18 protein-coding genes are annotated in these 14257 nt (G+C 72.7%); 10 read left to right on the forward strand and 8 right to left on the reverse strand.

Going from position 1 to position 14257, the window contains the following annotated elements:
* The first annotated feature begins 137 nt into the window (after positions 1-137).
* A complete protein-coding gene (locus AC162C_RS02005; protein WP_462973792.1) occupies positions 138-755 on the forward strand; it encodes a class I SAM-dependent methyltransferase in 618 nt (205 codons plus the stop codon).
* The gene (locus AC162C_RS02010; RefSeq protein ID WP_484096087.1) at positions 752-2089 is read left to right on the forward strand and encodes an O-antigen ligase family protein; all 1338 of its coding nucleotides are present in this window, start codon (positions 752-754) and stop codon (positions 2087-2089) included. Before AC162C_RS02005 ends, AC162C_RS02010 begins: the two co-directional genes overlap by 4 nt.
* On the opposite strand, the gene AC162C_RS02015 is transcribed toward AC162C_RS02010, so the two are convergent.
* On the reverse strand, positions 2052-2975 hold the full coding sequence (locus tag AC162C_RS02015; RefSeq protein ID WP_484096088.1) for a M48 family metalloprotease: 924 nt from the start codon (positions 2973-2975) through the stop codon (positions 2052-2054). The two genes, AC162C_RS02010 and AC162C_RS02015, sit on opposite strands and share 38 nt — an antisense overlap.
* 11 nt (positions 2976-2986) lie before the next feature.
* Positions 2987-3541, reverse strand: a complete 555-nt coding sequence (locus tag AC162C_RS02020) for a LemA family protein (protein WP_462973795.1) — start codon at positions 3539-3541, stop codon at positions 2987-2989.
* Positions 3542-3622: 81 nt separating this feature from the next.
* On the opposite strand from AC162C_RS02020, the gene AC162C_RS02025 reads away from it, so the two are divergent.
* The 8 genes from AC162C_RS02025 to AC162C_RS02060 all read left to right on the forward strand — a co-directional run bounded on the left by AC162C_RS02025 (position 3623) and on the right by AC162C_RS02060 (position 10157).
* Positions 3623-4108: a VOC family protein gene (locus tag AC162C_RS02025; RefSeq protein ID WP_462973796.1), complete on the forward strand. Its 486-nt coding sequence runs from the start codon at positions 3623-3625 to the stop codon at positions 4106-4108.
* Positions 4109-4136: 28 nt separating this feature from the next.
* The gene (locus AC162C_RS02030; RefSeq protein ID WP_484096089.1) at positions 4137-4820 is read left to right on the forward strand and encodes a DUF1361 domain-containing protein; all 684 of its coding nucleotides are present in this window, start codon (positions 4137-4139) and stop codon (positions 4818-4820) included.
* Positions 4820-5050, forward strand: coding sequence for a hypothetical protein (locus AC162C_RS02035; protein WP_462973798.1), 231 nt, complete (start codon positions 4820-4822; stop codon positions 5048-5050). The genes AC162C_RS02030 and AC162C_RS02035 overlap by 1 nt, the downstream gene beginning before the upstream one ends.
* A gap of 103 nt (positions 5051-5153) precedes the next feature.
* On the forward strand, positions 5154-5576 hold the full coding sequence (locus tag AC162C_RS02040; RefSeq protein WP_484096090.1) for an Hsp20/alpha crystallin family protein: 423 nt from the start codon (positions 5154-5156) through the stop codon (positions 5574-5576).
* 139 nt (positions 5577-5715) lie between these two features.
* Positions 5716-7557: a 2-oxoacid:acceptor oxidoreductase subunit alpha gene (locus AC162C_RS02045; protein WP_462973800.1), complete on the forward strand. Its 1842-nt coding sequence runs from the start codon at positions 5716-5718 to the stop codon at positions 7555-7557.
* Positions 7554-8579, forward strand: a complete 1026-nt coding sequence (locus AC162C_RS02050; protein WP_484096091.1) for a 2-oxoacid:ferredoxin oxidoreductase subunit beta — start codon at positions 7554-7556, stop codon at positions 8577-8579. The genes AC162C_RS02045 and AC162C_RS02050 overlap by 4 nt, the downstream gene beginning before the upstream one ends.
* Before the next feature lie 61 nt (positions 8580-8640).
* Positions 8641-9474, forward strand: a complete 834-nt coding sequence (locus AC162C_RS02055) for a methionyl-tRNA formyltransferase (protein ID WP_484096092.1) — start codon at positions 8641-8643, stop codon at positions 9472-9474.
* Positions 9475-9476: 2 nt separating this feature from the next.
* Entirely contained in the window at positions 9477-10157 is a 681-nt protein-coding gene (locus tag AC162C_RS02060; protein WP_484096093.1) for an AAA family ATPase, read from the forward strand.
* Between the two features lie 15 nt (positions 10158-10172).
* Here AC162C_RS02060 and AC162C_RS02065 read toward each other — a convergent pair whose 3' ends face one another.
* The 6 genes from AC162C_RS02065 to AC162C_RS02090 form a co-directional block, all read right to left on the reverse strand.
* Positions 10173-10430, reverse strand: coding sequence for a hypothetical protein (locus AC162C_RS02065; protein WP_462975502.1), 258 nt, complete (start codon positions 10428-10430; stop codon positions 10173-10175).
* Positions 10431-10527: 97 nt separating this feature from the next.
* Positions 10528-10890 (reverse strand): hypothetical protein, encoded by a 363-nt coding sequence (locus AC162C_RS02070; protein WP_484096094.1) that lies wholly within the window; start codon positions 10888-10890, stop codon positions 10528-10530.
* A 62-nt stretch (positions 10891-10952) separates the two neighbouring features.
* Positions 10953-12008, reverse strand: coding sequence for a lysylphosphatidylglycerol synthase transmembrane domain-containing protein (locus AC162C_RS02075; protein WP_484096095.1), 1056 nt, complete (start codon positions 12006-12008; stop codon positions 10953-10955).
* A 206-nt stretch (positions 12009-12214) separates the two neighbouring features.
* Complete coding sequence (locus AC162C_RS02080) at positions 12215-12424, reverse strand: hypothetical protein (protein WP_484096096.1); 210 nt, start codon at positions 12422-12424, stop codon at positions 12215-12217.
* Between the two features lie 284 nt (positions 12425-12708).
* Entirely contained in the window at positions 12709-13314 is a 606-nt protein-coding gene (locus tag AC162C_RS02085; protein ID WP_484096097.1) for a hypothetical protein, read from the reverse strand.
* Between the two features lie 187 nt (positions 13315-13501).
* The gene (locus tag AC162C_RS02090; RefSeq protein WP_484096098.1) at positions 13502-14197 is read right to left on the reverse strand and encodes a response regulator transcription factor; all 696 of its coding nucleotides are present in this window, start codon (positions 14195-14197) and stop codon (positions 13502-13504) included.
* Between the last annotated feature and the right edge of the window lie 60 nt (positions 14198-14257).

The raw sequence follows: 14257 nt of genomic DNA on the forward strand, positions 1-14257 counted from the left end.
ACGTCCTCGAGCACGACCGCGAGCCTACTCGGCAGCGCGGTCGGTCGGCGCGTCCCGGTCGCGCGGCGCGCTGCGGCCGGGGCCCCGAGCGTCGGCCGCGCGGAGACGCGAGCCGCCGCGACGGGTACCGTCGCCTCGTGCGGCTCGTCGACGCCGTCTCTCTCCGCTCGCGCAGGCGCAAGATCCGTCTGCTCCTGGAGACGCTCCGACCGACGGGCGCGACGACGGTGCTGGACGTCGGCGTCGACGAGGTCGGCTTCGGTCGGCACGGCGGCGAGACCGGCTGTGCCACGCACAACGCGTTCGAGGAGCTGTACCCGTGGCCCGAGCGGATCACCGCACTCGGCCTCCACGAGGGGGCGGGCTTTCGAGCCGCGTACCCGGAGATCCCCTACGTCCAGGGCGATGCGTGCGCGCTTCCGTTCGCGGACGACGCCTTCGACATCGTCTTCTCGAACGCGGTGATCGAGCACGTGGGCGGGCGCGACCGGCAGGCGCTCTTCGTGCGCGAGGCGCTCCGCGTCGGCCGGCACGTGTTCCTCACGACTCCGAACCGCCGCTTCCCGATCGAGCTCCACACGCGACTCCCGCTCGTCCACTGGCTCCCGGAGCGCTACGCGCATCGCGCCTACGACCTCGCAGGGGCGTCGTGGGCGAAGGAGAACCACCTCCTCTCCGCCCGTGACCTGCGGGGCCTCTTTCCGGTGCCCGTGCGCATCGTCGGCCTCGGGATGACGCTGGTGGCGATCGCGTGACGCGGCGGCTGCCGTGGCTGGCGCTGCTCGTGCTCGCCGCGGGGCTCGCGGTGCACAACCTCGTGATGGCGTTCCTCTGGGACGCCGGCCTTCGCGACACCGGGCTCGACGTCGTCGCCGCCTGGAAGGACGCCCTGCTCCTCGCGGCCCTCGTCGTCGGCCTCTGGGGTGCCCGCCGCATCCCGCTCGACCACTGGGCCGACCGGCTCGCGCTCGGCTACGCGGCACTCGTGGTCCTGTACTGGCTGCTGCCGCAGTCGTGGCTCGGGGGCGAGGCGACCGCGCGGGGCGAGCTGTACGCGCTGCGTCACCACCTGCTCCCGGTCGGGGCCTACATGCTCGGCCGGCTGCTCGCACTCTCGGCTCCGCAGTGGCGGCGGGTCGGCGTGCTCCTCGTCGCCCTCGCGGGCGCGGTCGCGGCGTGGGGGATCGTCGATGCGTACGCCGTCCCGCTCCAGTGGTGGCGCGATTCCGGCGTCCCCGGCTGGTACAGGGAGCAGCTCGGGTTGGCCTACGAGTGCCTCTCGGGTCTTCCCGAGAACTGGATCTTCAACACGGGCGACGAGGCGAACCCGCTCCGACGAGAGGTCTCGACGTTCCTGAGCCCGCTGGCGACCGCCTACCTGCTCGTCGTCGTGCTCCTCTTCCTCGCGGCGCGCCGGCGACCGTCGCCCGTGACCGTCGGCGTCGGGACGCTCGCCTATGCCGGTCTCCTCTGGACGCACACGCGCGCAGCGTACGTGGCGCTCGCGATCGGGCTCGTCGTGCTCGCGGGCGCCCAGCGACGGTGGGCACCGGCGGCCCTCGGCGCGGGGTCGGTCGCCGCATCGGTGCTGTTCCTCGCCGTCTATCCCTCGGTCGGCCCGTCGACCGCGTACACGGCCGAGGAGCTCGCGTGCCTGCGGGCCAACGCCGCGGTCGAGGGCGGCACCGGCGACGCGCTCTCCGCCGGTGAGGCCTCGACGGAGAGCCATCTCCGAAACCTCCGCGACGGCGTGGAGACGGTGCTCCGCCATCCGTGGGGCTACGGCCTCGGGAACGCCGGCGTCTCCGCGAAGCGCACGGGCGCCGAGATCAAGGCCGGGGAGTCGACCTACACGGAGCTCGGCGTCGACACCGGCCTCGCGGGCGCGCTGCTCTTCGTGGGGTGGCTCGTCGCCCTCGTGGCGGCGCTGTGGCGGCGGTCGCCGTGGCTCGCGTCGTCGATCGCTGCCGTGGCGGCGATCGGCGTGCAGACCGACGTCATCGGCGTGCACTGGGTCGCCGTCGTCGCCTTCGCGCTCGCAGGCGCGGCGCTCACACGGCCGGAACCGGACGAAGCGGCGGCAGGGTGAAGCCGCCGGCCTGCTCGAGCGCGCGAATGCGTGTGTCGAGCGGCGGGTGTGTCTGGAAGAGGCCGGCGAGGAAGCCGCCCGGGCCGTGCACGGCACGCGCCGGGCTCTCGATGAAGAGGTGCGCCGTGGCCCGGTCTGCGTAGGCGACTTCGCTCGTGTCGATCTGCAGCAGCCGCAGGGCGAGCGCCATCGCCTCGGGGTCGTTGAGGATCGCCCCGGCGCTCGCGTCCGCCAGGAACTCGCGACGACGGCTCAGCGCGAGCTGGAGGAGCAGCGCGGCGAGCGGCGCGAGGAGCAGCGCGACGACGGCGGAGAGGATCTGCACCGGGTTCCGGTTGCCGCTCCGACCTCCCCAGAACGCCATCCGGAAGGCCATGTCGCTGACCAACGCGACGACCCCCACGAGCACGGCGGCGAGCGTCATCAACCTCACGTCACGGTTGCGGATGTGCGACACCTCGTGGGCGAGCACCGCCTCGAGCTCGCGGGGCGGCATCAGCCGTCGGAGCCCGCTCGTCACGCCCACGTAGGCGGACGACGGCCGCGCGCCCGCCGCGAAGGCGTTCGGAGCGGGATCGTCGATCAGGTAGAGCGGCGGCGTCGCGGGCAGGCCGGCGGCGATCGAGACGTTCTCGAGCAGGCGGTACAACTCCGGGTCGTCGCGCTTCTCGATCGGCCGGGCGTGCGTGAGGGCGCCGATCATGCCGCCGGCGTTCCACCAGGCGAAGACCGCGTAGGCGAGCCCGGCGGCGAGCAGGAACACACCGGCCGTGCGCCCGAGGAAGGTCGCCGACGCGGCGGCGACGACGACGACGAGCAGGACGAAGGCGACGACGACGTAGGCGGTGCGGAACCGGTTCGCGCGGATCTGCTGCTGCAGCGTCACGGCGGCGGCCGCTACCCGAAGGCGACGGGGACGACGTCGCGCTCACCGGACGCGGCGGCGAAGAACTCGCGCTCGCGGAAGCGGAACGTCCGGGCGACGAGCAGCGACGGGAACGTCTGCACGGCGGTGTTGTAGGCGAGCACCGTCGCGTTGTAGTAGCGGCGGGCGGCCGCGATCTTGTCCTCGGTGTCGGTCAGCTCGGCCTGGAGCTCGGAGAAGTTCTGCGACGCCTGCAGCTCGGGATACGCCTCGGCGACCGCGAGCAGTCGGCCCAGGGCCTGACCGAGCGCCGCATCGGCCTCGCCCGCCGCCGCCGGTGACGGGGCTCGGGCGACGGCGGCCCGCGCCTCGGTGACCGCTTGGAACACGCCGCGCTCGTGAGCCGCGTAGCCCTTCACCGTCTCGACGAGGTTCGGGATCAGGTCGTTCCGCCGCTTCAGCTGCACGTCGATGTTCGCCCAGCCCGTGTCGACCTCGTTCCGGAGGCGGACGAGTCGGTTGAAGAGCCAGACGCCCGCCAGCGCCAGCACGACGACCCCACCGACGACGATCAGCGTCCAGATCACACCGTGAGTCTCGCACGTCGCGCCGGCCCCGGGGGCGGCCCGCCGAGGGTGGAGGGCCGGTGACGCGGTACTGTCGTGCGGATGGCCATCGACCCCCGGGTGCGGATCGGGCACGTCCACCTGAAGGTGGCGGATCTCGAGCGCTCGCTGCGGTTCTGGCGGGACGTGCTCGGCTTCGAGGTGCAGCAGGTGTGGAACGGCGCGGCGTTCCTCGCCGCGGGCGACTACCACCATCACATCGGGCTCAACGTGTGGGAGTCGGCCGGTGCGTCGCCGCCTCCCCGGGCATCGACCGGCCTCTACCACGTCGCGATCCTCTATCCCGACCGCGCAGCACTCGGGGACGCGCTGCGCCGCGTGCTCGAGGCGGGCCTCACCGTCGACGGGGCGTCGGACCACGGTGTCAGCGAGGCGATCTACCTGCGCGACCCCGACGGGAACGGCGTCGAGCTCTACCGTGACCGGCCGCGCGAGGAGTGGCCGCTGGCCGCCGACGGATCGCTGGCGATGGTGAACGCTCCCCTCGACCTCGGTGCGTTGCTGGCCGACGCCGGGGCGCGCGCCTGACGGTCACGGCGATGCGTACCATGGGCTCGTGGCCTCTGCGAGCACACGTCGGCTGCTCACGCTCGGGCTCCTCGGGCTGGCGAGCGCGCTCTGCCTCGTGCTGGTCGCCGTCCGCGTCGAGCGAACGGGCACGCCCGAGTACCGGTTCCTCGTGTGGAACCTGTTCCTCGCCTGGCTCCCGTTCGTGTTCGCCCTCGTGCTGTACGACGGCTACCGCCGTGGGCGCCGGCTCGCGTACCTCGCCGTCTGGGGCGTCCTCTGGCTGCTCTTCCTGCCCAACGCGCCCTACATCCTCACCGACGTCGTCCACCTCCGAGAGCCCGGAGCGGCTCCGCTGTGGTACGACGCCGCGACCGTCGTCGCATTCGCCGGAACGGGGCTCGTGCTCGGGCTCGGCTCGCTGTTCCTCGTGCAGACCGTCGTCACGGCTGCCCGGGGGCCGGTCACCGGCTGGGCGACGAGCGTGCTCGCGCTCGGGCTGGCGAGCGTGGGCGTCTACCTCGGGCGCTTCGTCGGCGTCAACAGCTGGGACGCGCTCGTCGATCCCGGGCGGGTGCTCGCCCCGTTCGCCGAGCGGCTCGACGACCCGCTCGGCGCGGGCCGCTTCCTCGCCGTGAGCGTCGTGCTGACCGTGTTCCTCGTGATCGCCTACGCGCTCGTGTACACGGTCGCGAAGCCGGGGCTCGCGCTCGACCCACGGCCGCGCCGATAGTGGCGAAGGGGTACGCCGAGGGGCCGGCCGCCGAGGAGGCCGAGCGCAGGCGCGAGGAGCTGCTCGCCGGCCTCCCGCGCGAGCAGTCCGTCGAGACGAGGCTCGCCGTGTACGGATCCACGGCCGACGAGCCGGAGCGGCACTTCCTCGGCTGGGCGGACGACGTCGACGCCGACGAGCTGTTCACGAGCGGTGCCGCCTGGGGGATCCAGGTCGTCCGGAGGGCCTAGGCGTCCCGACGGCTCAGAGGATCCGCTGATCGGAATCGGCGGTGTGCCGGATGCGGCCCGTCCCCGTCCGTGCGATCCTGGGCCCGACGGAAAGGAGAGGGCCATGGCCACGATCGTGAAGTGGTCGCCCTTCCAGGATCTCGACGTGATCGAGCGGCGGATGCGCCGCCTGCTCGAGGACGTCGGAGTCGCGCCGGAACCGCTTCCCGCCGCCGACCTGTACGAGACCCCGAGCGAGGTCGTGATCTCGCTCGACGTCCCGGGGTTCGACGAGAGGGAGCTCGAGATCCAGGTCACCGACCACATGCTCACCGTGAAGGGTGAGCGGAAGGTCGAGACGGAGAGGAAGGAGAAGACCTTCCACCTCCACGAGCGGCTGGAGAAGCGCTTCGAGCGCAGCTTCACGATGCCGACCGAGACCGACCTCGAGCACGTGAAGGCGGTGTTCGACAAGGGCGTGCTGGAGATGCACGTCCCGAAGCTCGAGCAGGTGAAGGCGCGCACGATCGAGATCACGAAGGCGTAGGCCGTGCCTCCCCGGGACGCCGACGGGCGCCCCGGGGAGGCAGGCAATGCCTGTCGCGTCCGCCAGGCGTCGCGTGCGACGCATCGACCCGCGGCGGAATCGGTGACATGTCAGAGCCGGAATCGCTAGGCTAGGGTCGATGGGAAAGCGAGTCGAGCACCGCGATCGGGTGATCATCCGGTTCGCGGGTGACTCCGGTGACGGGATGCAGCTCACCGGCGATCGCTTCACCACCGAGACGGCGCTGATCGGGAACGACCTCGCGACGCTCCCCGACTTCCCGGCCGAGATCCGCGCCCCGGCCGGCTCGCTCCCGGGTGTCTCCGGCTTCCAGGTGCACTTCGCCGACCACGACATCCTCACCCCGGGCGACCGGCCCGACGTGCTCGTGGCGATGAACCCGGCCGCGCTGAAGTCGAACCTCAAGGACCTGCCGAAGGGCGGCACGATCATCCTCAACACGGACGCGTTCAACGAGCGCAACCTGCAGAAGGCCGCCTATTCGTCGAACCCGCTCCAGGACGGGTCGCTCAGCGACTACCACGTGCATCAAGTCGCGCTGGCCTCGATGACGGTCGAGGCGCTCCGGGAGATCGAGGGGATCACGCCGCGGGAGGCGGAGCGCTCGAAGAACTTCTTCGCGCTCGGGCTCATGTCGTGGCTCTTCCACCGCCCGATCGAGCCCACGCTGGACTTCATCGAGGCGAAGTTCGGCCGCCGGCCGGAGATCGCCGAGGCGAACACCCGCGCGCTCCGGGCGGGCTGGAACTACGGCGAGACGTCCGAGGACTTCGCCGTCTCGTACGAGGTCGCCCCGGCGAAGCTGACGCCCGGGCGCTACCGGCAGATCAACGGCAACACCGCGCTCTCCTACGGGCTCGTCGCCGCGTCGCGGCTCTCCGGGCTGCAGCTCTTCCTCGGTGCGTATCCGATCACGCCGGCGTCGTCGATCCTCGAGGAGCTCGCCGGCATGAAGGAGTTCGGCGTCGTCACGTTCCAGGCCGAGGACGAGATCGCGGCGGCAGGGGCGGCGCTCGGTGCGTCCTTCGGGGGCGCCCTCGGGGTGACCGCGTCCGCCGGCCCGGGCGTGGTGCTGAAGGCGGAGACGGTGGGCCTCGCCGTCGCGCTCGAGCTCCCGCTCGTGGTCGTCGACGTCCAGCGCGCCGGCCCGTCCACCGGGATGCCGACGAAGCCGGAGCAGGCGGACCTGCTGATGGTGCTGTTCGGCCGCAACTCGGAGAGCCCGGTGCCCGTGGTCGCTGCCGCGACGCCCTCCCAGTGCTTCTTCGCCGCGATCGAGGCGGCGCGCATCGCCCTCACGTACCGAACGCCCGTGTACCTCCTCTCGAACGCCTACCTCGCCAACGGCTCCGAGCCATGGCTGATCCCGGAGATCGAGAGCCTCCCGGACATCACGCCCACGTTCGCGACCGAGCTCAACGACGGCGACCGCTTCCTCCCGTACGAGCGCGACCCCGAGACGCTCGCCCGCGCCTGGGCGGTCCCGGGGACGCCGGGCCTCGAGCACCGGATCGGTGGGCTCGAGAAGGAGGACCGGACGGGAAACGTCTCGTACGACCCCGACAACCACGACCTCATGGTCAGGCTCCGCGCGCGCAAGGTCGCGGGCATCGCCGCCGACATCCCCGCCCTCGACCTCGACGACCCCGACGGCGACGCGAAGGTGCTCGTGATCGGGTGGGGCTCGACGTACGGCCCGATCGCGGCGGCCGTCCGGCGTCTGCGGTCGGAGGGCAAGAAGGTGGCGCGGGCCCATCTCACGCACCTGAACCCGTTCCCCACGAACACGGGAGACGTGCTGCGGCGGTACGAGAAGGTGCTCGTCCCCGAGATGAACCTCGGCCAGCTCGCGCTGCTGCTGCGTGCCGAGTACCTCGTCGACGCCGTCTCGTACACGAAGGTCAGCGGCGCGCCGTTCCAGTCCGCCGAGCTCACCGATGCGATCGGAGCGATGCTGTGAGCGAGCGCGGCAGCGGCAACGGCGGCGCGGGCGACGGAGGCCTCGTGCAGCTCACCGCCAAGGACTTCAAGAGCGACCAGGAGGTGCGTTGGTGCCCGGGCTGCGGCGACTACGCGATCCTCGCCGTCCTCCAGGGCTTCATGCCCGAGCTCGGGATCCCGCGCGAGAACCTCGTCTTCATCTCGGGGATCGGGTGCGCGGCGCGCTTCCCGTACTACATGCAGACGTACGGCATGCACTCGATCCACGGCCGCGCGCCCGCGATCGCCACGGGCCTCGCGGTGGCGCGACCGGACCTCTCCGTCTGGGTCGTCTCGGGAGACGGCGATGCGCTCTCGATCGGGGGCAACCACCTGATCCACGCGCTGCGCAGGAACGTGAACGTCAAGATCCTGCTCTTCAACAACCGCATCTACGGGCTCACGAAGGGCCAGTACTCGCCCACCTCCGAGCGCGGCAAGGTGACGAAGTCGACGCCGCTCGGGTCGCTCGACCACCCCTTCAATCCGCTCTCGATCGCGATCGCGGCGGAGGCGTCCTTCGTCGCCCGCGCGATCGACACCGACAAGAAGGGCCTCGTCGACGTGTTGCGCGCCGCGGCGGCACACCGGGGCTCGGCATTCGTCGAGATCCTGCAGAACTGCAACATCTACAACGACGGTGCGTGGGACGGCGTGCGCGAGCACAAGGAGAACCGCCTGTACCTGACCGAGGGGGACGAGGTCCGCTGGGGAGACCAGGGGATCCGCATGACGCCGGACGGGACGCTCGAGGTCGTCCCGGCGGACGAGGGCGGCCTGCTCGTCCACGACCCGGCCCGGGATGACCCCGGCCTCGCCTTCGCGCTCGCGCGGCTCACGTGGGAGACGATCGGTGCGGTTCCGCTCGGGGTGTTCCGGGCGGTTCGCCGCGGCGTGTACGAGGACGGGATCCAGGCGCAGCTGCAGGCGGCGGTCGGGGAGAGGGGCGAGGGAGACCTCCACGCGCTGCTCACCGGCGGCGACACCTGGGAGATCGGGTAGGGCTCCGCAGGACGGGTCGCCGCGTCGCGGGTGTCGCGCGGCCGAGGCGTAGGATCCGGCCGTGCGCGTCGTCCTCTACTCCACGATCCTTCCCGCCGTGACGGGGCTCTCGGCCGTCGCCCGCGGCCTGGGTCTCGAGCCCGTCGCCGTGATCACGCCGCGTCCCAGAGAGGGAGACGACGACCGCACCGCACGGGCGACGGAGCTCCTCACGGGTGCCCCGCCCGATCTCGACGTGCTCTACGCGCACGAGCTCGACCGCGTCGAGGAGCTCACGCGCGCGTGCGCGCCCGATCTCGGCCTCTGCACCGGGTACCCGTGGAAGCTCCCGCCTGCGGTGCTCGCGATCCCGCCGCTCGGGATCGTCAACGGGCATCCGTCCCTGCTGCCGCGCCATCGCGGCCCCTACCCGCTCGCGTGGGCGATCCGGGAGGGCGACGACGTCGTTGGCCTCACCTACCACCTGATGGACGCCGACTACGACACCGGGCCCGTGCTCGCCCAGGGCTCGCGTCCGATGCCCGCCGACACGTCGCACGAGGGCCTGATCCCGGTGCTCCGCGATCTGAGCGCAGAGCTCCTGGCGGAGGCGCTCGGGCGCGTGCTCGCAGGTGACCGGGGAGACCCGCAGTCGGAGGAGGGTGCCTCGTGGGCGCCCGGGTTCGAGGACGACTACGCCCAGCTCGACTGGGCGCGGCCCGCAGCCGAGATCGACCGGCAGGTCCGCGCGTGGCGATGGATGTTCCGGACGGCCGTCGACGGGCCGCTGACGACGATCGGCGGCGACCGCGTGAAGGTGCTCCGGGCCCGTCTCGACGACCCCGGTGACGCGGCCGCGGTGCGCATGGAGGCGGGCGACGGGCCGGTCTGGATCGTCGAGCACGCTCCGGTCTGACCATGCCCGCGGCCGAGACGGACCCGCTCTCGTTCCTGCGCGTCCGCGAGCTCACGTGGCTCGACCTCGTCCTGCCGCCCGGCACGCTCGCCGCGCTCCGGTCGCTCGCGGCGCTTGCGCCCGCCGGCGGGCTCACGGCGGTCGTCAGCGGCGAGGCGGGCGTTGGGAAGACGATCGCGGTGCGCACGCTCGCGGAGGAGTTGCGGCTCGACACCTGGCGCGTCGACTGCAGGATGCTCGTCGAGCTCCACGGCGCGTCGACCCCGGCGGCGCTCCCCGGCCTCTTCGCCGTCGCCGAGCGCCCGCACGCGGTCGTGCTCTTCCACGACGCCGAGTGGCTCTGGGAGGAGGGCGCCGGCGGAGCCGCCGATCGCGTCCTCGAGCTGGCGGGTGGGCGGCGGCCGCCGACGGTCCTCGAGTCGCGGGCGCCGGAGCTGCCCGCCGGGGTCGCCGATCTCCCGCACGTCCGGGTCCCGTTTCCGGACGAGGAGGCCCGCGCCGAGCTGTGGCGCAGGCTCTCCTGGCGGGCGCACCCGCTCGCCGCGCTCGACGTTCGCCGCCTCGCGGCGGTGCACGTTCCGGGGGCCGCGATCGAGGACGCGCTCGAGCGCGTGATCGACGACGCCGGGGGCGCCGAGCCCGACACCGACCGGCTGCTCGCGGCGCTCCGCCGCCCTCCCTGACCGCGCTCGACGCGCTCAGGCGGCCTCGAGCACGTCGACCGAGACGACGGCGTCGGGGCGGACGAGGCGGTCGCCGACCCGCGGCCACTCGCCCCCCGGCTCGTCGATCTCCGAGATCACGCTGCGTGCGAGCACGAGCGCGCTGTCGCGGTTCGGTGCGGTGCCGACCTGTACGACGTCGCCGTCGCGGAGGCGCACGACGACGCGGCGCAGCTCCGAGGGGCTCCAGTCGACGTTCCGGTCTCGCGGATGATGCTGGTCGACCACGGTCACGGCGTCCTCCGATCTGACGAGGGGCGCCGCAATACCCCGGTGTGACGGGAGTATCGCCCGTCGGGAGCGGACCCTTCGTCCCCCGTCGGAGTGATCGTCAGGCAGCGCGCTGGACGTCGATCGAGACGATCGCGCCCGGCCGGATGAAGCGGTCCTCGACGAGCGGCCACTCGCCGCGGGCCTGTGCCTCCTCGATCGCGCCGATCATCTCCCGCGCGAGCCGCACCGCCGGCTCACGCCCCTCGGCCTGCCCGAGCTCGATCTCCTCGGCCCCGTGGACGCGGAGGACGACGCGCCGGGTCTCGGGAATGCTCGTCCACTCCGGCGTCGGCTCGGCAGGGGCGTCGACCTCCGCCGGCGCACTCGGCTCGGGCGCTTCGGGCCAGCCGTCGTCGACCGCCATCCGCTCCGGCTCGGGGAGCCGCGGCAGCTCGAAGTCGTGTCCGTCGTGCGTCGTCATTCGCTCCTACCGATGTCGCCGTCACCGACATCGGCCTCCCTCTCCTCGGGCGAGACCCTCGTTCAAGGGACGGCTGTCGAGCGCGGGCGGTGCCAGCGCCACGTCGCGACGCCGAGCAGGCCGAGCGCCAGCGTGGGCACGATCGTCAGGAACCGGTAGAGGAGCACGGCCGCGACCACCGACGCGCTGCGGCCGCCGAAGCCGACGAGGAGGCCGGTGAGCCCGAGCTCGACGATGCCGATGCCGCCCGGCGTGAGCGGCAGCGCGCCGAGGACGCGGACGAGCGACCAGGCGGCGAACGCCTCCGCGAGCGAGACGCGGTCGGCGTCGATGCCGAGCGCGCGCAGGCACACGACGAGGACGACGAACACCGTCAGGTGCCCGGCCAGGGTGGCGATGGTCAGCCAGTGCCAGCGGCGGCGCAGCAGCCCGGCGGTGTCGTGGCGGAAGCGGACGAAGGACGCGCCGCCCCAGGTCACGGGCCCGCGGCGGATCCTCGCCTTCACCCAGGTGACGACCCGCGCGGCGACGTCGCCGAGGTCGCGTGCGAGCCGGTCGCTCCAGAGCACGAGCACGAGCCCGGCGACGAGGATCCCGAACACGCCCGCGCCGACGAGCGCCATCAGCCCGAGCAGCGGCGCCGTGTCGGTGCGGCCCGCGAGCAGCGCGACGCCGGCGACGGGAAAGAGGAAGGTCGCGAGCTGGTTCCAGACGCCGGTCAGCGTCACCGCCCGCGCGACGCTCGCCGCCTGGATCCCCCACGAGCGGAGCATCCCGTACGAGCCCGCCATCCCCACGGCCGCGCCGCCCGGGACGACGAGCGAGAGCGCCGTCGACGCCTGCGTCATCACGAACGCCTGGCGGTAGCCGAGGCCCGGGAGCGCCGCCATCCACGGCGGTGCGAACGTCGAGAGGTTGAGGAGGGTGGCGGCGGCGAGCGCCGCGATCCACGCCCACGAGAGGTCGGTGATGACGTCCCAGACGTCGCGGTAGTCCGCGATCCGGGGGAGGATGAAGAAGAACGTCGCGACGACGACCGCGAGCCCGACGCCCGTGAAGCCGAGCCGCTTCCACCAGCGGCTGCGCTTCGGGGGCGTCGGCTCCGGCGCGGCGGCCACGCGGGCACCCTACCGCCGCCTCGTCGAGCAGCCGGCCTCGTACCCGGTCGGACGGCGGCGCGGACGAATGCCTCGCGGACATCAGCGGGCGATTCCGGCGCTCGTGTGGTGAGCCCGCGGACGCATCATCCGTCGCGGGCGGCGCGCTCTGTGAAGCAGCGAGGGGCGCCTTCTGGCGCCCCTCGCAGACGAACCGGTCGAGCTATCTACGAAACACACCCGTGGGCAATTGCGGTCAGCTTCGCCCCGAGTGCCGGCTTGGATGCATGACCTGATTCCCAGGCGGCGTTCTTCGCCTGACCGTAGGTAGCTCCCAAACACGTCTGGATTTCCTTGCCGTACGCGTTGCCGGCCGAAGCGGTCGCCGGGACGGCGAGCAGCGCGGCGGCGGTGATGCCGAGGATGACCTTCTTCATTCCTCCCCCTCCTATTCGAGGAATCCCGGGCCCTTCCCGGGATCGCCTATGGACCGAAACTATACGGAGAATCACCCGGACCGGATCACTCGTCGGTTCGTCCGGGCCGGAGCAGAGGGGCCACTGTCACCCGGGCCGGGTCACTCGGCGGTTCGCCGAAACGGGCCCGGAGGGCGAGGGCGGGTTCGGCTCGTCGCCCGCCGCCTGCGGCACCTTCGGCCCCGTGCGACGCGCCACCTGCCGGGCGCCTCGTCGGACCACGGGACGAGTCGGCGTCCCCGCGCTCAGAGGTGCGCCGTGCCGCCGTCCCGGGCGAGCGCCCGGCCGACCACCGCCAGGTTCTCGCGCCAGATCGGCTCGGGTGTCGGCGGCAGGATGTCGTCCCAGATCGCGGCGAAGCTGCCGACGAGCTGCGGGAGCCGCGCCGGGCGCGCCATGAACCACCAGTGGAGGTGCGCGCTGCCGTCGCCCCAGCGGCACACGTGCACGCGCCCCACCTCGCCCACGGAGCGCACGGCGGCCTCGACGCGCAGGAGCATCGGCCCGAGCTCCCGGGCGAGCACCCCGGGCAGGTCGTCGAGGTCGTGGTGCGCACGCGGGAACAGGATGACGACGACGGGCAGGCCGGAGGGGCGGCCGAGCGAGGTCACGAGCCAGCGCTCGTCGGACCAGATCGCCTCCTCGAGGCCGTGGGCACACCGCCAGCAGTCGGCCTCGCTCTCGCCGGACCGTGGTGCCTCCACGTCGACCGGCGGCAGCAGCGGCCGCGCGCGGATGTCGCCGTCGAAGGGGAACGTCTCCCAGTCCTCGACCGGAGGCATCGGCAGGCGACCGTCGGCGCCTGCCGCCGCCAGCGCCCGCGCGTAGATCTCCTCCGCGCTCTCCGGCATCGGATCAGGCTACCGCGCAGACGGCGTTCCACGGTGGTCGGCCGCAGTCGTGCGCCGGCGCGTGCTCCGTGCGTCGTCGCGCCGGACGGCCGGAGCCGGGCTTCGCCCGGCGGGAGGCGGGAAACCGCCCGCCCGGTCGCTGCGGCAAGGAGGGGGCTCGTGGGGGAACCACGGGTTCCCCCACGCGTTACTTCGGCTCGGGCTCGAGCTTGTACCCGACGCCGTAGCGCGTCTGCAGGAACGTGTGCCTCGTGGCGCGTGCGTCGACCTTCTCGCGCAACTTGCGCACGAAGACGTCGACGGTGCGGTCGCGGTGCGACGCCCGTCGTCCCCAGACGCGCTGCAGCAGCTCGTCCCGCGTGAGCACGCGGCCCGTCTCCAGCGCGAGCGCGTACAGCAGCCGGAACTCGGTCGGGGTGAGATCCGCCGACACCCCGTCGACGTAGGCCTGGACGTTCCTCGGGTCGAGGCGGAGCTCCTCGATCACGATCTCCTCGCCGCGCCTCGGGTCCTGCGTCCTCGTCCCGCGACGGGCGGCCGCGCCGACGCGCGCGACCAGCTCCTTCATCGAGAACGGCTTCACGAGATAGTCGTCGGCGCCGATCTCGAGCGCGTGGACGCGGTCGTGCTCGGTCCCGCGCGCCGAGACGACGACGATCGGCGTCCCGATCCCCTCGCCGCGGGCCTGCTCGATCACCTTCCACCCGTCGACACCGGGGAGCATCAGGTCGAGCACGCAGACGTCGGGACGCTCGAAGCGCAGGCGGGCGAGGCCGGTCTCGCCATTCGCGACGCCGACCGCGTCGAACCCCGCCGATTGCAGGTGCCGGGCCATTCCCTGGGCGATCACCTCGTCGTCCTCGATGATCAGCACGCTCGCCATCGCCCGAGATTGTGACGATCCGTCACGGGGTCGGAGCCGGCAGGCGGTCTCGGCCGGTGG

The organism is Gaiella sp. (assembly GCF_057140465.1).